We start from the raw sequence: 21,521 nt of genomic DNA on the forward strand, positions 1-21,521 counted from the left end.
TTTGTAGAAAAGCTATTGATTATTCATGAATTTTATTTTGTTTAAAATCCAAACTATTATCTGAAATATAAATTCTATAATAATGGTATGGATAGTATTTGCTAAAGAGATAAAATCAATGATACCTACCATATGACGATTTGGTCTAATGGAAAGTTGAAAGCAACAAAACATAGAGTCATTAACACAAGCAATAAACAACGCTTTTCTGTACCATTGTTTTATAATTGCAGTTTGGACACTCAGGTTTCTCCGCTACCCAAATGTGTCTCGCCAAAAAATCCTGCACATTTTGAGCCAGTTCATTATGGTGACTTTATAAAGAAAATATTGCTTGCAAATTATACTTTTCAAATGGAAGACAAACCAAAAGATTAAAACTATTTATTATTTATGCTAACAATAACCGTGGCCTATAAAGCTACATCCATTGCCGTATCTACAAAAGGCATTTGAGGATCAGAAAAAGCTTTATTTAATAGAAAAGCTAACCTATATCCTGCTAAAGCTAATTGTTTTTCAATTATCGATGCATTTCTAGCCAAGTAACCTGGATCAGGCTCTCCTGCAAAATCAATATCATATATATTTTTTGCTATTTCATAGCCTTCTTTATGCCACTTTTCCGGATCAAACATAAAATCTTTACGATTAAAATTATTGAGTGGTTGATTGTTCATAATAATGGTAGTGATTAGTTCTGCATCAATCAGATCTTTCGAATTATAGGGGAATCCATAACCTACAAATAAAGTCATACCACTATCCCAAAGTTTATGAAGATTATTTAAAATATCTCCATTTTTTTCTTTAAAAGAGATTAGGTATTTATTCCCACCAGCATCACCCTGAGGAAATTGTTTAGAATATAAACTTGAATTATGAAGTGGTTGATGTATATCGCCGACAAAATGGATTAGCATTGCTAACGATCTAGCCTTAATACTTGGATTACCATCGGGATGGCTTAAATTCTCAGTCAATTGTTCAATTGCCCATACTACATTTTGTTTATATTTTTTTTCAGGCAGTGTTCCATCTATGCTGATAGGCTCATCTTTAAAATGCCAATTAAACATGGTAAATAGAAAGTTTGGCTTAGAAAATAAATGGTCTGGCCAAACAGCTATTTTCATTATGCTTCTATTAGGATATTTAGCATCATAATTATACTGATAGTAAGGATTATTTTCTTGTTCCATAATAGGTAACAATTTTTTAATATCTTCTTTTGCTTTTATACTTAAATGTTGATAAGCAATGTTTGCTACTAACATATGCCCCATTTCCCACCAAGCAAAGATCCTGAAAGGAATGGTTAAACCAATAAATAATAGAACAATCCTTTGCATTATAAAAAACTCCTTTTATGAATGTAGCAACCCAACATATCATATACTTTCTATAAGAGGATGAGTTTGGATTCCATTTAGAAGCAATAAAGAGAGACCTTAGGCCTTGATAGAAAAAAAAGCCTACAATAGTTAGATTAATTCGCTCCTTCATACAGTTAGGTGCTAGCTTGCAGGTTGTTATAAATCAGACATTAAAGCTTTGCTGAAAGAGTACAAAATCAAGGCTTCTTTAAAAGGATGATATAATAAGTACATAGGAAAATAAAACATTTTAGTTGAGGGATACTTATGAATCACCTGAAAAACAAAGACAATCAGCAATCAAAGAAAAATGATTTAAACTCCAAAAAATCAGAGGAAGAGATTATAGACGAAACTCTAATAGAAACTTTTCCAGCAAGCGATTCACCTTCATGGTATGGTGGAAAAGATATAAAAAGCCGGCATAATCAAGATTTCATTCCTTAAACTTTAGCAATATAAGCCAATTTTAAATTAAAATCATTAATAATAAATTAGGTATTCTCATACAAATTTCATAAATATGAAAGTGCAAAATCATTGATTAATTTTATGCCTTAAAGTATTATTTTTGCCTTCCATAATAGACTATAAAATTTAAATATTAATTAAATAGGTTAATGATGTTTAATGCAAGAACAACAAGTGAAAATAAAAAAAATGAAAAAAATAGTTCAAGAGCGCTAATAAATGCTCTAAAGCAAGCTATCAAAGAATACTGTGCCACCCGTTTTTTAACCCAATCAATTAATTACAATAACTCTGGATTACGACAGGTTGTAGCGAAACAAAATATTGATAGACTTGAAGAATTAGAAAAGAAATATGGCGACAGTGAAATACCTAGAGAAGAAATTATGACTTGTTTAATTTCTACAGGACCTTCCTTTTCAAAACTAGTTTATCATTGCTTCGATCAATTTCCGGAAACTGAGGATAAAAATACAAATTTAATGGATTATTGATAAAATGTTAATTATATCTAATTTTTTCTATTAATTTATAATTAATAAACTCTACTTTATTATCTATCCTTAGAATAAGCCCTCTATTTAACTGATAAATGAAATATGCCGGTTGCCATGTTTTATTTGTATATATAGATATTGGGTTTTTCTCATAAAAATTGGCATCCAGTCCTTCTGTAAATCCCTGAATATAATAAATTACAGAAAATGTAATTAAGAAAAGCACATGAATAATGATACTGCCAAATTTATCTGCCAAATTTTTATTCCGTGAAACATATACCCATAAAAATACAATTAGGCCAAACAAAGCATAGTAAAGAAACATTAATAATAAAGAACGACTAGCAGTAAAGTAATATGCTACAAAGCCAATACCTACTATAAAGAAAGATAGAGTAAAAAACCAAAATTCTTTACGGAAATTAAAATGTAGTTTTTTTTCTTGACGCCTTGCAAAAATGACTTCAAAAAAGAAATAGCCCATTATAACGGGCATAAAATCGCCAACTATATCTGGTGTAAATTTAATTACCGCACCTATTATATCTGCAAAGGAAATAGGTAATATTTCAAGTGAAATACCTGTCGCGTTGATAAAGCCCGCCATGTAAAGAATAGAGGTTAAAAAAATTAAACCAAATACTAAGGCTAATACGCTACCTAAAGGTTGCAGTAAAAACTTGTCCATATTCATTTCAAGCATTAAGTTTTTTAGCTTATGGCCCAATTTTAATCGCTCCTTAATTTAGGAATATGAGATTCTTCGTATTTCCCTATATAGAGCTAAATTTATAGTTTTACTATGAAAAAGACAAATAGCTTAATAACACTAGACTTGTCATTATCTTTGGATTATCTTTCCGCCCCAATAATAGTCGCACTCAATATAAAATGCCTTCTGCCAAGCTTAAAGAAAGGTATATTAATATCATTATAAATCAGTTAATTGAAAATGTTGCGCCAGTATGATTTTGCGGCGCTTGTTAAGCAATTACAATAAACAGGTTTCTTTTTTTACAGAACACGTCTTACGCCATTCTACTACAGCTATTTATATCTGATTTACTTTTTTTAGACGTTGTCTTTATATAGTTTGTTTTTGAATTTGTTATAGATAACATAAAAATATTGGTAATGTGCTAAATTTAATATATAAATTTTTATAACTTCCGCCAGGTGTTGGCAACCTTCTTTTTTAATCTGTCTTATTAATGGAGCTTTTTGCCATTAGGAACATTAGGTTCTGTTGTGGCTAAACATATTGCACCTTGTTCATCAGCAAAACCCACTAATAAAAATTGTGAGGTGAAACCTGCGATATTTTTTTCACCGAGATTTACACAGCCGATTACTTTTCGACCTATGAGGCTTTCAGGTGTATAGTGAATAGTAATTTGTGCAGATGTTTGTAAAATTCCTAAGGTTGGTCCAAAATCAACCCATACTTTATAGGCAGGCTTTTTAGCTCGTGGAAATAAGTCTGCTTTAACAATCGTTCCAGCACGTAAATCAACGTTTTCAAAATCCTTAAAAGATATAGTCATAATGCCCTACCCTCATAAATTTAAAGCATAATAGTGTAAATTCTGTTAGGATTTTATGGCATAAAATTATTTTTTTACATGAATACTTATCTTTTTGTTAAAACCTTACATATTATTAGCTCAACTGTGCTATTTGGCACAGGGATGGGCATCGCATTTTTTATGTTTCGCTCAAAATTTACCAATAATTTATATGAAAAGTATTATGCAATACGCAATACTGTTTTAGCAGATTTTATTTTTACAACCCCTGCTGTCATTATACAGCCATTAACAGGTATTTGGCTAATTTGGTTACTAGGCTATCCCTGGAATGCTCCTTGGCTTTTAATGAGCTATCTCTTATATGTTTTAATTGGTTTTTTTTGGTTACCCGTGGTTGGGATTCAAATTAAACTTCGTAACATACTTGCCTACTGTATAAAAACAAATAATGACCTACCCTCTCAGTATTACAAGCTTTTTGACATTTGGTTTTTCTTGGGCTTTCCGGCTTTTTTCATGTTAATTTGCATTTTTTATTTGATGGTAGCAAAAGTTATTATTTGATTTATAAATAATTTTTTAAATAATTTATTTTTTTTTCATAAAAATAACAGTTACTTAATAAATCTTAATATTAAGTTAAGATATTGTTGATAAGATAAATTAACTTTAACGCATTTAAATAGTTAAATTATGTTGTCTAAGTCAGAATCTTCTCCCTCTGTTACTACTCCTTCACGTAGTAAAAATGCTTGTTTAAATAGCAACACTTTGGCTTGGAAGCTACAGAATAAAAATCCCTTCGCTTATTTGATTTTAAATAAAGAAGGCATTGTTATAGCCGCAAGCGAACTTGACAACCCTAATCAGAAGGTTGATTTTTTACGCAAATCATCCGATACCGATGAAAAAGGAAGGTTTTATGTTTATATAGTTTTTCGAGGAAAAATGACATCTCATGAAGATCTAGTTCCAATTCAGTTAATATTTATGAAAAGAAGGTATTTTGGCACTGACGATAGTTTGCACCCTAAAGTTTACGAGGTTGCTATAGACACTTTTAAGATTGAAGATATATGCAATCTTTATAATATTAAATTAAATATAGATATAAAAGATGGCAAACCATATTATTATTTTAGTGGCGAATTTAAAATAAGCATAGAAATTAGCTCGCTTGCTTCATTACTCAATACAAAATTAAAGGACTTTATTTTCGATACACGTGGTACTAAAACTGATGATTTTAGAAGTGAAACAAGTCCTCAGGTAGATTGCTATATCCCTAGAGCTTGTATGAGATTCAATCCACAATATGATAAATTTTTAGAAAAAAAAATGATCTTTCCTGAATCACAAGATAATGAAAATGAAGGAGTGCCTCAAGCCCCTGAAGTTTTTGCAGGTGGCGAAATAGAAAATACTGCTTTAGCAGAGCCTGTTGCTTCTGCAACAACTGAAGATTTAGGGGCATTTCCAAAAGGGGCTGGCTCAAAGCGATCATTTTCAGATATAAATTTTCCTGAAGATAATCGTGCTGCTCAACATAGAGAACCTAGTCAAACTCTGGCAACAATACCTGCTTCGGAAACTCAAAGCCGTGCAGTAGCTCTTGAATCAAAAAAGGATACTGATTTAACATTGTTTGCGAAAATTTTAGGCTCAAAACGCTTATTTTCAGATGCTTCCATTCTTGATTCCATTCCTCAGACTCCAGTCGCAGACGCACCGGAAGGAGATTATGAACGTAACGAGGAAAAACAGGAAAAAGTAGAACCTTCTTTAAAAAGAGTGGCCCAAGTTTTAATAAATCCAGGTGGATTATTTTCTAACTCTAAAACATCTGTGAAACGAAAATATAGTCCTGAGGAAGATGAGCAAGTAACGGCACCAGAACAAAATTAGTTTTAATGAGTTGGTCATAAATAATTTAATTGTTAATAATTTATTTTATATTTAAGTTATATTTTAACCAAAATTGGTAATGTGCTAAATTTACTATTGATTTTTCATTTTATCTGGGAGTTAATAATTCTATTTTCGTATTTGGCCATCGCCATAAACAAGCCATTTATAGCTTGTAAGCGCTTCCAAACCCATTGGTCCTCGAGCATGAATTTTCTGAGTACTAATGCCTATTTCTGCTCCCAAACCAAACTGTCCGCCATCCGTGAAAGCTGTCGAAGTATTTACATAAACAACAGCAGCATCAATATCAGTTAAAAATTGTTGTTGCGCTTTTTGATCCTCAGTGATTATTGCTTCGCTGTGATGAGAAGTGTATTTTTGAATATGGGTAATAGCATCTTGGAGTGAACTTACCGTTTTAATAGACAGTTTATAATCTAAATATTCCTGGCCAAAGTTTTCTTCTTTAGCTTGAAATAAAAGATGTTCTGGATAAACGGTATTTAAAGTCTGATAACTCTGATCATCAGCATAAATCTCTACTTGTTTCTCAGCCAATAGTTTTAGTAAAAAAGGCAAATCATTTAGCCGTTCTTGATGAACAAGGAGGGTATCTAAGGCATTACAAACACTTACTCTGCGCGTTTTGGCATTATCAATAATAGCCTGCCCTTTTTTTAAATCACCGCTTTTATCAAAATAGGTATGCACTATACCTGCTCCGGTTTCGATTACTGGCACTTGAGCATGCTGTCTTACAAAATTAATTAATTCTTGGCTGCCTCTTGGAATACATAAATCTATATAGTTACTCGCTTTTAGCAAATCGCTAGTTAATTCACGCTCAGGCGGGAAAAGATAAACAATATTAGAATTTAAATTATATTCGTTTAAAACAATTTTAATTAAGGTAATTAAATACTGATTAGAATAAAATGACTCTTTTCCGCCTTTTAATATACAAGCATTTCCTGTTTTAAAACATAAGCTAAAAACATCTAGAGTAACATTAGGTCGGGACTCATAAATTACAGCAATTACACCAATAGGTACGGTTATTTTTTTAATAAGTAGACCATTAGGCCTTTTATTTTCTGCAATTAATTTTCCTAATGGACTTGCTAATTTAGCAACCGCTTCGATATCACATGCGATAGATTGAATTCTTTCCTCATTTAACAATAACCGATCATATTTAGGATCAGTTTTATCCATGCGTAAGAGATCTTTCTCATTTTCATTTATCAATTCCTGACTTGAATCCCTAACGAGTACCGCTAATCTATTTAGAACGTCTACCCTTATAGAAGAATCTAAATTTGCAAGCTCGTAGAAAGCTGTTTTAACCGCATCTAATTGACTAGTAATTTCAGGATTCATAATAATTTATTTCACTATAAAATATGTAAGTAGTCGTAATGAATAATAGCAGGTTTATTTTTCTCACCTAGATATTCTTTTAAGCGATTATCATCATAGCGGGCAAGGCCCATACCAACTCTTTCATTTCTTAAATTTAAGATATCAACTAAATCACCTTTTTTCCACTCACCTGAAAAGCTTACGATACCTACAGGTAGAATACTGATGATTTTTTTATTCTCTTTAAGTAAAGAGAGCAAGTTATCATTAATAGTAATAGAAGGTAGTTGCTTCTTATTATGCAATGCAATCCACCTTTTTATATTAGATGTTTTCTTCTTAGCTAAGATAGTCGTTCCTAGCGATTCTTTATTAATTATCCGGTTAATAACTAAGTCACTATTTATATTAGCAATCGTTGTTGTAATTCCTAAACTTGCCATTTTACGAGCAGTATTTAATTTTGATAACATTCCCCCTCTTCCTAAAGAAGATTTAGATGTTGAAACAGCAGGCCATCCTTGATTAGGATCAATAAAGTTAATTAACTTTGAATCAGGATGCTTAGGATCCCCAGTAAAGACGCCATCAACATTAGTTAAAATTATCAAATAATCAGCATTAACTTGAGCGGCAATAAGACCAGCCAATTCATCATTATCGGTAAACATTAATTCTTCAATTGCTACGGAATCATTTTCATTAATAATAGGAATAATATTTTGATGTTTAGATAACTCAAATAATAAGCGGGCAATATTTAAGTAATGTTGGCGGGTTTGAAAATCTTGTTTTGTTAATAGGAGCTGAGAAACTAAAATATTTTCGTTCTTGAATAAAGAAGAATAAATATTAATTAATTCAGGCTGGCCAATTGAAGCAAGAAGCTGTTTTTCACCTACGGTATTATTATACTGTTTTTGCAAAAAATTATTGGAAATTTTTCGGCCGGATCCAACGGCTCCTGAGCTAACTAAAATAACGTGATGTTTGGCCTTTAATAATTGCGTAACTTGATTGACAACCTTTAGTAACACGGGCTCTATAGGGCTTCCATCACTATTTAATATACTTTGCGTTCCAATTTTAATAACGATTTTCATAAGTTTATCAATATAATAATTATTAAATTATAAGTTATAGTCACTCCTTCTTACTTCCTAAGTTCCTTGATTTTTATTAAATTTAGCAGCGCTATAAAGATGGATTAGTTTCTCTGTATTTAAAAATCAGTGATGATAACATTTTAGACAAGAACAGTAGAGTATATCAAATAAATCAAGTCAGTTTCTATTTTCATACTTTATGAAAGTAATTTTACCACTCCTTTCTAAAAACCCATACTTTACACATTTAATATCGTCGGTATTAAGATCTTCTCTTATTGCGCCTTCTAAATCACTATGAGTTATATTATAACGAGCTAAATTACCCTCACATACTTTACCATTTTTAATTAATAAATGTGGCTTCCCTTTAAACACACTTTCTATTTGCGGAAAACAAAATGTCAATTTCGCCAGTAATTTGTGTAATATTACTAATGTAATTGTCGCTACTAAAGTAGATACTAATGTAGCAGGTCCATTAACACCTCGGCCTATCAAACTTCCTAAAGTAATAATTAATAAGGTATCCATCGCCGTATTTAAATTATAGCGATGGTTACCAAAACGAAATAAAATAACAGAAAAAAGGAACAACAGGATTGTCCTTAGAAAAATATAAATTAAATCATGACTTTCATTAAGAGCAGATAAATAATCAAATATCATCAGGTTAAATCCCTAACTTAGTTTTAGAAATAATGGTATGGTGTCACCCACTAAGTTTTAGACAAGACAATATAAAGCTTAGTGGATGATGCTATACCTTTAATTTACTAATATTTAATTGTTAAATATATATTGAAACTATTTATAAAAACGCTATGCCCTCTTCTTGCAATGATTTTTTAACTGAGTCACGCTGACTAAGCTCTTTGGCAAAATGCTCTAAGTAAGGCCACTCACTTAAATTTAATTGAAATTTTTTTGCCCAAAGTAACATAACAAAAAGGTAAGCGTCAGCGATAGTAAATTGACTACCCATCAGATAGGGCTGCTGCATATGCTGATTTATAAATGATAATTTTGATTTTATGATAGGAATAAATATTTCGTTTTTTACTTGTTCTGATAATTTAGGATTAAATAAAGCGCCAAAACTTTTATGTACTTCTGTTGTGATATAATTAACCCACTCTAAAACTCGATAGCGCTTGATATCACCTATGCCTGGTAGTATTGCGATTGCCTTGGCTTCATCGGCGAGATATTGAAGAAGTACAGCATTCTCCGTAAGAATTTCACCATTATCTAGTTCTAACGCAGGGACTGCGCCTTTAGAATTAATTGTTAAATAATTTTTACCTGCTTCTGTTTCTTTTGTTTTTAAATCAACAGATTCATATTGTACTTTAAGGCCAAGCTCATTAATAATAATACGCTCAACCAATGAACAAGCACCTTGAGTATAATAAAGCTTCATCCCATCTCCTTATTTTAGGAATAAAAATTTAATCGTTACTTGGTTGTTCTTTTTTTATATCATTTTCATTTGCAACAGCTAATAGAATTTTTTCTTCTAATTCTTTAGCTTTGAAAATATTAGTATTAATGCCATTACTAATAATTGAAAAAATATATTCCTTTCCATTAGGCGCAGCTAAGTAACCTGATAACGACGATACATCATGCATTGAACCTGTTTTTGCAGCAACTTTTCCAGCAAGTGATGTTTTTTTCATCCGATCTCTTAATGTCCCTGAACGACCCATTTTAGGTAAAATAGCTAAAAATTGTGGCCCAAATTTTTCATCATGATACAAATCATTAAGTAAAACAACGAGTTGCTCAGGAGTGATAAGGTTATATCGCGTTCCTATTCCATCCGCTAATTCTACCTGTTTCATATCTAAATGCGTGTTTTCTGTAAGAATGGTTTTTATACTATACGCGCCTTGTTTATAAGTACCCTCGCCCGTTAAGGTAACAGCTAATAATTTAGTAATGCTATCTGCATAAAGATTATCAGATTCTTCTAGCATATGTTCTAATAATTTAGCCAAATCTTCAGATTCAACTTGGGCAATAATTTGTACGCTAGATGGCGCTTTACCAGAAATAATTTTCCCTTTTAATTCAATTCCATTTTTTGTAAGAGTTTGCTTAATAATATCGCTAGCAAATAATTCTGGATCAGGAATAGAGAAAAGCATACGCCTCGGTTGCTCTGCTTGGGCAATGCAACCATAAAGACGAATTGAGTTATCTTTTAAACGTTGAATATTTAGTGAGCAATGTTCTTTTTCTTCGGCTTTACTAACTGTTGTTACATCATTAATAATTATTAAAGGATTAAAAATCGCTTTGGTAGTAATTTCGGGCGCTTGATTAAGTTTAGATGAATTTACATCGTAAGCAACTGCATTTTCATTAATCATAATCGCGCTACCAGGCGCTGCATAATACCAACCTAAGTCATCATAAGATGTTCCAGGGGCATAAAACGGCGGTTTAAAAGATGAGGCATCAATAATAAAATTACCCTCTATCTTATTAATACCAAGTTTAGGTAATTGTAAAAGCAAATCTTGTAATTTCTCTGCAGTTAATGAGGGGGAGCCACTAAAAATAATAAAAATATCTTTATTAGCTTTTCCTAACTGAGTTTTATAGCGATAATTTGGGCCTAGTTTATATAATGCAGCTGCTGCTGATAATAATTTTATATTACTAGCTGGATAAAACATTTTATTGGCATTACGCTGATAAACAATTTCACCCGTTTTTAAATCTTTAATATAAGCACCAACGGTGGCCAGAGGGAGGGTTTTATCAATTAAGTTATCTATTTCGTTAGACAGGGAGGTTTGAGCATATAGTAGATTGGAAAAAAGTAATCCGATGCAGATTTTATAAATTTTTATTAGCCGCATAATATTTAAAGAGAGAAACCATTTATTTATTCTGATTGTTTACCCTCGAATCATCAAGTCATAATAGATATTTTTTAATAATTACAAGAAAACACATAAAAATACTGTTTCTATTTTAAGCTGACATTATGGATAGTGACTATCTTTCATGTGCAAGTGGATACTTTTATTAAAGTAACCTAAATGCCAATTGATAGATAGCTCCCCGCCTACGCGGGGATGACAAAAAATACGTTGGATGTCAAAGAATACGTTGGATGTCAAAGAATACCTAGAGTTGACATAAAATCATTTTGGTAATAGTTAACTTTTTAAACTTATCTACGCAACAATATGAGTTAGACTCGACAAGTTTTATTAAATTTAAATATTTACTGCGACTTTGGCAGCAACAGCCAATTGATAAAGCATGGATGACATCATACCAGTTAGCTTAACGCCGCTTTCTGTTTGTTTTGGTAAAATAATAAGTTGATCACCACCTTGTAGCCCAGCTTTTCCAGATTGCCAAGAATTTTTTATTAGGTGTACTTGACCATTTTGCCTGATTAAAAGAAATTTAGATTGATTAGCAGTTTTTTGGAAACCGCCTGCAGCTTTAATATAGTCGATGAGTCGATAGTTAGGGTTGACTGAGAGTGAAATAGAATTGACTACATCACCACTTATGGTAACAACAGAAGAGTTGATAGGAATATTAATAACATCATTATTTTGTAACAAGATATTATCCCATTGGTCCTTGGAACCTAGAACAACTTGGCCTTTTGTTTCTACTTGTTTAGCTTCTTGAACAAATTTGTTAATCAGTTCAGAACGCGCTGCTTGAAGTTTTGCGTCATCACCCGTTAAAGTTTCGCTTGTCATTGTCTGACGTTGTAAGCGTGTGAGATTCGCACTTAGAGCTTCCTTTTGTTGCTTAGCTACTGACTCACGAAATAATTGAATGTTATCGATATTTGCATTAGGAGCAAGAGGCAATGTTTTTAAGAATTGGCCTAAAGTAGTGCCTTGGTCGACCACATACTGATGTGGTCCTTTGACCTGCCCTTTTACTGTAATTAAGGTCTGCTCAACTTCTTTATCCGCGATAAAGGTAATTCTATCACCTGCTTTAATGATTACTGGTTTAGAAGCATGAATTTGTTCATACAAAAATGTTGGTTCCATCCCTTGGTTACGTTGAATACGCACATACGTAGCAGTGGGTTCAACATTAGCTAAACGCATCAAAGTAGAAAGCGGTGCTTCTTGTTTTACAAGTTCAAATTGATAAGGGCTTTTAACATCGCCTGCTACTGAGACTATATATTTTTGTGCTCGCACTAAAATAGTATCGCCTTGATGTAATTGAAAAGAATTAACATTGCCTTTTAAAAGAAAATCATACAAATCAACTTGTCTAAGGGGTTGACCATCACGTATGACTGCAATATCCCGAAAGCTACCTTCACTTAAGTTAATTCCACCAGCGGCGCATAAAAAATAAATAACTGAATCAGATGACAGACCATCATAAAGGCCTGGTGAATTAACAAAACCTGCGACATATACCTGCACTGGTTGAGCCGTGACTAAATCTGCATAAAGGTTAACACCTTTTTTAAAACTCTTTTTTATATTTTTTTGAATGACATCATTTAATTTTTGGTTTTCAATCCCTTCGACTTTCACTGGACCCACTTCAGGAATAAAAATATTACCCTGACTATCCACTGTTAATTTCTGTGATAATTGATAAGCACCCCATAATTGGATATTTACTTCATCACCAACAGTGATCCGATATTCAGGATTAAAAAATCGCGCTTGATGTAGCCGCTCACATTGTTGACCAAATAGGTTACGTCCAAATACAGGAAGCTTCTGGTTTAATACAGCGCCCATGTGCTTAGTACTTTTTAAATGAATATTTGCTTCTTCATCATCGAGAGGATCATTGTTTTTATCGCCTATATTATTTGAGTTTATAACATTTGATGATAAGGTGGCTGTGTTTTTAGCTTGATCGATAGAAGTTTTTTGTAATTGTTCCATTGAGGAAGATATTGTGTCTTGAGAGCGACTGGTAGAATTTTGTTCTACTGCAAAGACTGACAAGGGTAGAAACAATATTGCAAATACTAACTTCTTCAATCCCTATGCTCCTTAACAATGATGACAGCCATCTTTGTTAAAACAAAAATGATTAAAAGAAAAAATAATAAATTGACTAGATCATAAAAAGGCAATGGTTTACTTGGTTCATCCGGTAAATTAGGCTTCTCAATTTCAATTAATAAATTTTGATTTTTAGCAAGGTTAATGGCAGCTGCATCAAAAGCTTGTTGTGCTGCTTGATACTCTGCTTGTGCAAATTTAAGTTGTAGTTGAACCCACTCAAAATCAGTCATGATTTTATTTAACTTACCATTTTTCTCTTTATTACCTAATAGTAAGTTTGTTTGTTGCTCAATTTGCTCTTTTAATGCTTTAATTTCTTCAGTTAAAGTAACTACTTTATTTGAATTGGGTTGCATGAAAGAAGAATACGTAATCAATTCAGTTTGTTTTTCAACCAATGTTCCTTTAAGTTTTGCCATCACGGCTGAAACAACCTGCGCAGTTTCTTTAGGATCAAACAAACCATTTTGATTTTGCCACTCCATGACATCCTTCCCTGCTTGGAATAACTTATCCTTAGCAAGCCCTAGTTTCATTTTCGCAAAAGCATATTGTTTTTTAGCTAATGTGTTTGAAACTTTATTAACAAATTGCTTCGTATCGCGAATAATTTCAGTCACAATTTTTTTAGCTGCTTCTGGCGTAAAAGCAGCAGCAGTAATAATAATTTCATACGTTTCGGGTTCAACTACTGCAGTAACCTTATTACGATAATATTTTAAGAATTCACTTTGCGTGGCTTTTTTATCTAATCGTGAAAGAAAATCATTTTTTTTAGATTGATAATGATCACGTATTCCAAATCTTTGTTCAATATGCGATAAAATTTCACGTGAAATAATATATTCGCGTGTTAAATAAATTTCAGAAGAAGCTGCACTCCCTCCGCCCCACATACCCATAACACTATTAACAGAATCATGCTGATCATCACGCTCAACTAAAATCTTAGCGCTGCTTTCGTAAACTGGTGTTTGAATAAGAAGAATATAAAAGGCAGCAATCAGCCAAGGAAATAAAACTAAAAAAGAAAACAGCTTTCGATTTCTAACAAATATTGAAACCTGTTCACTTATAGGGTGCGATTTAAAAGCCAAGAAGGTTTTATGTTGCTGTAAGGACTTTATTTCAAGAGGTATTAAGTCGGTCCCACGCTTAATAATTCGTCGAAATTTTTTCAAAGATTAATCCATAATTAATAAATATTCCAATAAAATATTGCTTGTAAAACTAATTCTTATTTATCAAAGCACATACTAAAAGATTTCAGCATCCTCTGCAAGAATTGAAACACATTTGGGAGCCAAGTTTCAGTAAAATATATTCATATTAATCTTACAATATATTATCTCAACTACTTATAAAAATTACTTTACATTTAATTTTTGTCCGCTATAGTATTGACTGTTCTTATCAAGGATGATTGTTAAATTTAGGGAGGAAAGTTGAATATTTTTACCAAGCACCCTAATGAAGTTGGTGAATCTTATTTTCAGCATATGTTTTTTGCTCTTAAATTTTCTTTTAACATGTTATTAGGCTCAATAGCCTGTTTTTGCCATGCTTTATTTCCTTTTACGTTTAAAAAGACTGGAAGTAAAATGATTTCAAAAATGGTTAATAACTTGGAGCAGGGAAATCGGAAAGATATATTTAACACACATTTGCAAAAACAAATAGAAAGTTAGTAATTTTAAATTTATAAAATTCTTCTTTATATGCTAAGTTTGATATATAAGAAAGCTATTGTTATTTTTGTAAAAAACACAATACTTATTCTCATTCTTAGTTAGCCCAAACAAAACTTTTTCAATTCTGTACTTTTCTTCAATATTAGTAAAACTTACTATATTAATTTTTTGGCCTCTGCTCAGATTATTGTTAAAATAAATATCCCAGTCTTCAGAATCATTGTAAAAAGGATTAACCTTAATTTGACTATGAAAAATTTTACTTGTTATTTCAAGTAACTTATTTCGATTATTATAGGGAGTCAAAAAATCATTTTTTAATTGATAATGTAAAATACCTAAATTACCAGTATGAATCACATGTAAATCAAATTTTTTCATGTCTAAATACCGATTAGGTAAACAATGAAGGCAGTTTTTTATAGAAACATCAAATAATATCCAACCTACAGTACAAGTACTAAGAATATTTAAATATTTTTCTCTGGTTGTTTTCTGATAAAATTTAACATTATTCTTATGACCTATCCTCTTCTTAATCGCATTTATTTCATGCTTGTTCTGGCCAATAAATTTAATTGTCCATTTATCAGGAACATAAGGGATAACGCTAGCAATAAAATTTAAACCTGTAGGGGCTGAAATTGATCCTGGAATAGCTATAGAAAAAGGCTCTTTAATAGTATTAGGAATTAAATAATCTCTATCAAAATTGGTAATAAAATCTACAGTCCTACCGTAATGTTTCTCAAGGATCTGTTTCATTGAGTGACTTGTAGTAATTACTTTATAACAACGCTTACCTATCCATCGATCAGTATAACGATAAAAATAGCGAATTAAAAAATTATAACTTCTTATCCTTGTACATGTTCTGTGTTTAGGATCGGGCAATTCTACTGTATCTAATATTATCCTATTTAATCGAAACCCTGATGCTAACAAAGTAGGAAAATGAGAAAAATTTGAATGTGATAACCAGAAATGTGCTGATTTTCTATTCTTTATTAGAAAATAAATAAATTTTATTTGTAAAATAAAAAATTTTAAAGAGAAAAATTTTAAAGTCATAATCAAGCTATATCAAATACTTCAACCTTTATATTCCCCATTTGTTTTAAGAGTTCTATCGATGGACCTTCATTAATGCCGTACAATTTAACATCAAAACCTCCCTCTTTCAAAGCCAAGCACTGCCTAGCAATACGAGTATTGCTAGATAACCTTTGCCTTGCTAAAAAGGCAACCTTAGGAGAATTAATATGTTCAACAAGTTGTCTAATTTTAGTTGCAAAAACTTCAAAATCATTTTGCTCGGACACGTGATTTTTCAAAGCTTCAGCTCTAATCTTAAACTCACTACATCTCTCCCCATTACCCTCAATTTTAAATTGTTGAATAATATTTCTTATGCCAGTCGCTATAGTGTCTGGAGTAATCGTTTTAAGATACTCTCCCGTATTGTATTTAATAATATAATCTTTAACATCTATGATATCACTGCTTATTACAGGTAACCCAACTGCTACGAAATCTAAGTAGCGATTTGGCAAAACTAATTTTGTCTGCAAGGTATCTGTCTTAAATAGGACTAAACCTATATCACATGCAGCAAGGGTTTCTAAATAATCTCTACCATATATCGGCGCATGAAAATGGACACGATTAACTAAGTTTAGTTTTTTAACATGAGCTAACATTTTTTGCTGAAAAATTTTATTAGTTGCCTCACCTAAAAACAGCAAGTGCACATTACTAGGCAACCTTTTAAAAGCTGAAATAGTTGGTAAAGCACAAGTTATAACTGATGAAGAACCAGCAAAGACAACCACAATATCACTGGAAGATAAATTTAACGTTAAATTAAGCGATTTTCTTTTATTTGATGTATGAATTCTTACATTTTTAACTATTTCGATATCATCACGCTGATATCGATTTTCCATAAAAATTTTAAAGCTCGAGTTAAGAGTAAAAATTAATTTACTTTTTTGAATAAATTTTTTTTCCCAATTAATAAACTTTTTGTTAATAGGTTGAGGAAGATTTCGTAAAGCAAGATTTCCCCTCTCTTTAAGGTCAGGTATTTCTGTTACATCCATAACGAGTTGAGCACTTGGGTTTTTCTTATATAATTCAATGCCAGCCTTGGAAGCTAAAGTATCGTGTAAGAGAATTATGTCAGGATTATAATCCTTTATTTTTTTAATTTTTCTAGCAAATTTTCTTGTTATTAAAAGCTGCTTTTTGGCATTGACAAAAGTTTTAGGAATAAATTTTTTATAATATTGAATTATATTTTTGAAATGTTTAAAAAGAAAACTACCAAAGAAAGAAGAAAAATCTTTTATCAAAAAAGTAAGGCAACTTAAAAAAGATAAGAAAAGAAACTTGTTCTGATTATTCAAACAAATAAAGTTAGTGTTAGCTAATTCTTCTTTTAATTCCTGTCGAGGCGGCTCTATACAATAGACATCAATGCTAGCGCCTTGCTCTTCTAATGTCTTACAAAAAGTAATTAATCTTTTATTATTAACAATTCCTATATTACAAATAAATGCTATCTTTTTATATTTTAGATCAACCATTTTATTTATAATCTTTAAATATTTTTCTTGTTCTTTATCTTTGATTAATAACTCTTTTAATTTTAAAATATTTGTTTTGATTGACTTTTTTTCATACTCAGTTAAAGCAATATAATTTTTTATTGCTTTTGCAATTTGAAATGAATTTAAATAATCCAGTCCAATTCCAATCGCAGCTGTGCTATTTAATTTATAAAATTCTTTTATATTTGTTGATATCATTGGTATTTCAGTTGTAATCATATCTAATAAACGGGAGGGAAGTATGTAGTTGTGATTTTTTATATGAAAAGAAAGTGGAGCCAAACCTAAATGCCCAGAACTTAAGTACTCAAAATATTCATTTCCATAATATGGTCCCTTAAAGAAGACCCGTCTTGATAAGTTTTCTTTCTTAACAAGTGCTTGTATTTTTTTCTTATATTCAGGCGTGTTAAAGCGGCCAATAAAAATTAGCTTAATATAGCCAGGTAATTTTTTAAGAGCATGTATTGAATCTTCAACCCCATAATTAGGCGCAGCTGTTGCCGGAAAAATGAGGATAAAAGCATCATTGGAAAATTTTAAATCTTCCTGAATTCGATTACGATTACTTTTTTTCTGCCAAATCGAATTAGCATTTTTGATTTCACTTGCATCGCATCCTAAAAATGATTTAGTAAATTCTGATAATGAGGTACAAGTGGTAATGTAACTATCTACTTTTCCTACTAGACTTTTTATTTTTCGATTTAACAGATTCTTAAAGAAAGAATGGAGTTTCGCTGTAGCAGGACGTCCATTTAAATCAGGTAATTCATTGATATCGACTATTAATGGTTTTTGAATTTGGTTTTTAAATGAAACTGCTGCATCTAAAGAAAATACATCCATAGCTTGGATAAAATCATATTCTTTTGTAGCCAAATTTTTCTTAACAAAATATTTCATTAAAAAAAATCTTTTTACGGGCCCGGGATAAAATTTTGACATTAATTTTGATGAAAAAAACATGAGCAGTCCCTTTACAAATTATTAATTAAATAACCTATTTCATCATTAGTTCTTCGTCACATACTACATCTATATCCTGTTCCTCTTTAGCTGATTGACTAGATTGAAATCGAGATCCATTGTTTTCCTGGATGTCTTGCATATTAATATAATGTTTTGTAAATATATTCATTACATGCTGAACACCATGTGGCCTGACAGTTCTCAAATCATCATAATAATAAGCACCTTTATTAAAATTTCCTGTAATAATTTCATATGAAGGAAAATAATCTATATGCTTATTTTCCTTTTCAACTTCATGAGCAGCGACTCTTAATGTAGACTTAGAATAGGTATTTGCTACAAGGACATGTTTATTTTCCATAGTTGCTATCAATGGCACAGGCGAAACAGTTAAAATAATTTTAGCTTGAGGATTTACGGCAAGTAACTTTCGATTAAAATTTAGTAAGTTTGTTATAACATCATAAATAGATTCATTATAAAATTTATATTTGTATTTATTAAAATTTCCTACTCCACATCCTGGACATACAGGATAAACAATATCATTTTCCCTATCAATCCAACTTTCTGTTAGACCTAAAGTGAATATAAAGATATCCAGATTTTCAAACATCTCTTTGACCTTCGATAGATGATAGATTCGGTCATTTATTAATTCATCTAAAGAAGCAAACCCATTTGGATTAACAAATGGTCTAAGTGGATCATAAAACTGATTTCCCTCTTTCCAATATTTATCAAACTGAATGTTACCAAATGCCCTATCAAAAGTTTGCACTAACTGTTTAGAAGTATAAATATTTCCGTATCTACAACTAAAAACACCATAATTATATTGCTGAGCTATCTCATCTGAGATAATTCTAGGTGCTGATTCAGGAACATAATAATTAAAACCTAGCAACTTTATATGTCTAGATAAATGCTGAGCAAAACAGCTCCCTGCAGTAGCAACCTTAGTTTTTTTATGAAATTTAAATTTAGGCTTTATAACGGGGTCAACCTGATTCGCTTTAGGTCCTGCTATACTGTTTTTCCAGTAAGAATGGTTGGGGCGAGTTTTATATGGACAACTTAAATGCTTAGATCCACTCACTCTATACTCCTTGAGCTATATATTTAGCAAAATCTAATGCATAATGGACATTTGCATGAACACCATCATAGTTATATTTTGGTCTTAAAAATCCCTGCTTATCCATCACACCCTTAGGATTGGATATGTACTGATAATTTAATTCTTTAGCTTTTTCTTCGATGATTTGCTCAGAAAGATTGTAAAGAAATTGTCTTAGATAATCTGATGCAAAGCAAAATTTTGGCTCAAGCCCCTTTTCTTTAGCTAATGGCTCTAAAAAGCTAACTTTTTCAAATAAATAATTATAATCTCTATGTAATGGGGGCGAAGCTAAAAGAGTTATGTCATTAAATCCTTGTTCTTTCAATAAATCTAGACCTTTAAAAAAGCTAATCTGCCATTTTCTTAATTCATCTTTCAACATATCTTTTAAAAGAGGAACAGTTTGATAATCTTGTTTTTTTTCCCTAACAATAAAGTATTCAAAATATCGCCTACGAATAGAATTACCATTAACCAACAATCTGTGAGGTAAACCTGTACCTAATAAAATACATAGTTTTACCTGATCGTATTTCAGTATCGTTTTGTCAAATGTAGCTTTTGGATAAAGACCATCTTTTGATAGCGCAATTGTTAGAACGGGATTTATAATAAGCTGGTTCTTACTATTTTGAAATACGAATTCATCAACAATCTTGCCAGCTGCTATGGGTCTTATGTGAAAAGTCACTCCTTTAATGCTCTTCTCAATCAGTTCTTTTCCTCGAAGGAAAGTATTGGCATGACTATCCCCAAAAATGTAAACTGCCTTAGACATCTTAATCCTCGCTACATTGAAATGAATAAATTTAAGCTAAAACACATTTTTGATCTGATAAAAATGTCTTCTTATACTTAATAAACCATTCTATTGTTGCTCTAATTCCTTGAGGTAAATCAAAAAAAGGTTTCCATCCAAGAACGTTATAAGCTTTTTTTACATCTGCATAGGAACAAACAATATCTGATAACCTGGGTTTAGTTAATTGCATATCTACTGTAAATCCAAACTCCTCCAGAATAGGGAGCATAATTTTCATTAAATCATTAACAGATACCCCTTTTCCTGTTGCAATTTGAAAGATATCTCCACTTAATTTTTCCTTTTGAGAAGCAATTAATATTGCTCTTGCAAGATCAGGAGCATAAAGATAATCACGTACTGCTGAACCATCTCCATGAATTTCTATTTTCCTACCATTAATTACTTGATTAATACTGTTGGCAACCAAACTAATTTTATGTTGTGAAAAAGGGCCATACAAATTACCAAATCTCAAAATAACCGTCTCTAGTCCATAGCAGTTTGCATAAGCGCGACAATACCCTTCACAAGCTAATTTACTTGCGCCGTATGGCGAAATGGGGTTAGGAAGCTTTTCTTCATGAATAGGTGGACTTGTATCTCCCAAAGGAGCACCAGAAGATGCATAAATTATCCGCTTTACATTATTTTTCCTCGCAGCTTCAAGAATATTGAGTGTACCTATAATATTAGAAGTACAATCGTTAAGCGGATCTTTTAATGCTGGAACTACACCCGTTGAACCAGCTAAATGAATAATAACATCTGCTTCCTCTGTAGCTAGTTGTATTTCACGAGTGTCTCGAACATCTATGGGAGTAAATATAATTTTATCTCCTGAATGTCTCCAGCTGCCGCCCGTCTCAATATAATCACCCACTAACAAAAGATTTTCTCTTGAGCAAACTGACTCATTATCAATGATCTTTATACTGCCAGGATGGACTCCATTTTTAAACAACTCTTGAATTAAATTTAGCCCAACAAACCCACATCCACCTGTGATAATATATTTCATAAAGATTCC

21 protein-coding genes are annotated in these 21,521 nt (G+C 31.5%); 6 read left to right on the top strand and 15 right to left on the bottom strand.

Annotation, left to right across the window (positions count from 1 at the left end; genetic code table 11):
* Positions 1-132 precede the first annotated feature (132 nt).
* Entirely contained in the window at positions 133-378 is a 246-nt protein-coding gene (locus E1P04_RS03800) for a 2OG-Fe(II) oxygenase family protein (protein ID WP_131781602.1), read from the top strand.
* 35 nt (positions 379-413) lie between these two features.
* On the opposite strand, the gene E1P04_RS03805 is transcribed toward E1P04_RS03800, so the two are convergent.
* A complete protein-coding gene (locus tag E1P04_RS03805) occupies positions 414-1,352 on the bottom strand; it encodes a S1/P1 nuclease (protein ID WP_131781603.1) in 939 nt (312 codons plus the stop codon).
* A 291-nt stretch (positions 1,353-1,643) separates the two neighbouring features.
* Between E1P04_RS03805 and E1P04_RS03810 the strand changes: the two genes are divergently transcribed.
* Complete coding sequence (locus tag E1P04_RS03810) at positions 1,644-1,823, top strand: hypothetical protein (protein ID WP_131781604.1); 180 nt, start codon at positions 1,644-1,646, stop codon at positions 1,821-1,823.
* A 173-nt stretch (positions 1,824-1,996) separates the two neighbouring features.
* Positions 1,997-2,341, top strand: a complete 345-nt coding sequence (locus E1P04_RS03815; protein WP_131781605.1) for a hypothetical protein — start codon at positions 1,997-1,999, stop codon at positions 2,339-2,341.
* Between the two features lie 7 nt (positions 2,342-2,348).
* On the opposite strand, the gene E1P04_RS03820 is transcribed toward E1P04_RS03815, so the two are convergent.
* Positions 2,349-3,035: a hypothetical protein gene (locus E1P04_RS03820; protein ID WP_131781606.1), complete on the bottom strand. Its 687-nt coding sequence runs from the start codon at positions 3,033-3,035 to the stop codon at positions 2,349-2,351.
* A 520-nt stretch (positions 3,036-3,555) separates the two neighbouring features.
* Positions 3,556-3,891, bottom strand: a complete 336-nt coding sequence (locus E1P04_RS03825) for a tRNA-binding protein (RefSeq protein WP_131781607.1) — start codon at positions 3,889-3,891, stop codon at positions 3,556-3,558.
* A 78-nt stretch (positions 3,892-3,969) separates the two neighbouring features.
* Between E1P04_RS03825 and E1P04_RS03830 the strand changes: the two genes are divergently transcribed.
* The gene (locus E1P04_RS03830) at positions 3,970-4,440 is read left to right on the top strand and encodes a DUF2269 family protein (protein ID WP_131781608.1); all 471 of its coding nucleotides are present in this window, start codon (positions 3,970-3,972) and stop codon (positions 4,438-4,440) included.
* Positions 4,441-4,569: 129 nt separating this feature from the next.
* Positions 4,570-5,781 (top strand): hypothetical protein, encoded by a 1,212-nt coding sequence (locus tag E1P04_RS03835; RefSeq protein ID WP_131781609.1) that lies wholly within the window; start codon positions 4,570-4,572, stop codon positions 5,779-5,781.
* Between the two features lie 129 nt (positions 5,782-5,910).
* Here the strand turns inward: E1P04_RS03835 and E1P04_RS03840 are convergent, their stop codons facing one another.
* The 7 genes from E1P04_RS03840 to E1P04_RS03870 all read right to left on the bottom strand — a co-directional run bounded on the left by E1P04_RS03840 (position 5,911) and on the right by E1P04_RS03870 (position 14,469).
* On the bottom strand, positions 5,911-7,164 hold the full coding sequence (locus tag E1P04_RS03840; RefSeq protein ID WP_131781610.1) for a glutamate-5-semialdehyde dehydrogenase: 1,254 nt from the start codon (positions 7,162-7,164) through the stop codon (positions 5,911-5,913).
* Positions 7,165-7,178: 14 nt separating this feature from the next.
* Complete coding sequence (proB, locus tag E1P04_RS03845) at positions 7,179-8,249, bottom strand: glutamate 5-kinase (RefSeq protein WP_131781611.1); 1,071 nt, start codon at positions 8,247-8,249, stop codon at positions 7,179-7,181.
* A gap of 180 nt (positions 8,250-8,429) precedes the next feature.
* A complete protein-coding gene (locus tag E1P04_RS03850) occupies positions 8,430-8,921 on the bottom strand; it encodes a DUF421 domain-containing protein (protein WP_131781612.1) in 492 nt (163 codons plus the stop codon).
* A 142-nt stretch (positions 8,922-9,063) separates the two neighbouring features.
* Positions 9,064-9,675, bottom strand: a complete 612-nt coding sequence (gene gstA, locus E1P04_RS03855) for a glutathione transferase GstA (RefSeq protein WP_131781613.1) — start codon at positions 9,673-9,675, stop codon at positions 9,064-9,066.
* Positions 9,676-9,703: 28 nt separating this feature from the next.
* On the bottom strand, positions 9,704-11,125 hold the full coding sequence (gene dacB / locus E1P04_RS03860) for a D-alanyl-D-alanine carboxypeptidase/D-alanyl-D-alanine endopeptidase (RefSeq protein WP_131781614.1): 1,422 nt from the start codon (positions 11,123-11,125) through the stop codon (positions 9,704-9,706).
* A gap of 363 nt (positions 11,126-11,488) precedes the next feature.
* Positions 11,489-13,261 (bottom strand): polysaccharide biosynthesis/export family protein, encoded by a 1,773-nt coding sequence (locus E1P04_RS03865; RefSeq protein WP_131781615.1) that lies wholly within the window; start codon positions 13,259-13,261, stop codon positions 11,489-11,491.
* The gene (locus E1P04_RS03870) at positions 13,258-14,469 is read right to left on the bottom strand and encodes a KpsE/RkpR family capsule polysaccharide export protein (protein WP_131781616.1); all 1,212 of its coding nucleotides are present in this window, start codon (positions 14,467-14,469) and stop codon (positions 13,258-13,260) included. The genes E1P04_RS03865 and E1P04_RS03870 overlap by 4 nt, the downstream gene beginning before the upstream one ends.
* A 264-nt stretch (positions 14,470-14,733) precedes the next feature.
* On the opposite strand from E1P04_RS03870, the gene E1P04_RS03875 reads away from it, so the two are divergent.
* On the top strand, positions 14,734-14,976 hold the full coding sequence (locus E1P04_RS03875; protein ID WP_207385980.1) for a DUF6356 family protein: 243 nt from the start codon (positions 14,734-14,736) through the stop codon (positions 14,974-14,976).
* A gap of 33 nt (positions 14,977-15,009) precedes the next feature.
* On the opposite strand, the gene E1P04_RS03880 is transcribed toward E1P04_RS03875, so the two are convergent.
* Genes E1P04_RS03880 through E1P04_RS03900 form a run of 5 tightly spaced genes read right to left on the bottom strand, consistent with a single transcriptional unit; the run spans position 15,010 to position 21,512 of the window.
* Positions 15,010-16,050, bottom strand: coding sequence for a glycosyltransferase family protein (locus tag E1P04_RS03880; RefSeq protein WP_131781617.1), 1,041 nt, complete (start codon positions 16,048-16,050; stop codon positions 15,010-15,012).
* A 2-nt stretch (positions 16,051-16,052) separates the two neighbouring features.
* The gene (locus tag E1P04_RS03885; protein ID WP_131781618.1) at positions 16,053-18,560 is read right to left on the bottom strand and encodes a glycosyltransferase; all 2,508 of its coding nucleotides are present in this window, start codon (positions 18,558-18,560) and stop codon (positions 16,053-16,055) included.
* Between the two features lie 34 nt (positions 18,561-18,594).
* Positions 18,595-19,665: a GSCFA domain-containing protein gene (locus E1P04_RS03890; RefSeq protein ID WP_131781619.1), complete on the bottom strand. Its 1,071-nt coding sequence runs from the start codon at positions 19,663-19,665 to the stop codon at positions 18,595-18,597.
* 1 nt (position 19,666) lies between these two features.
* A complete protein-coding gene (locus tag E1P04_RS03895; protein WP_131781620.1) occupies positions 19,667-20,467 on the bottom strand; it encodes a hypothetical protein in 801 nt (266 codons plus the stop codon).
* A gap of 31 nt (positions 20,468-20,498) precedes the next feature.
* Positions 20,499-21,512 carry an NAD-dependent epimerase/dehydratase family protein gene (locus E1P04_RS03900; protein WP_131781621.1) on the bottom strand — a complete coding sequence of 338 codons (1,014 nt, stop codon included), beginning with the start codon at positions 21,510-21,512 and terminating at the stop codon, positions 20,499-20,501.
* Positions 21,513-21,521 lie beyond the last annotated feature (9 nt).

It is taken from the genome of Legionella gresilensis, assembly GCF_900639865.1.
Lineage (GTDB): Bacteria > Pseudomonadota > Gammaproteobacteria > Legionellales > Legionellaceae > Legionella_C > Legionella_C gresilensis.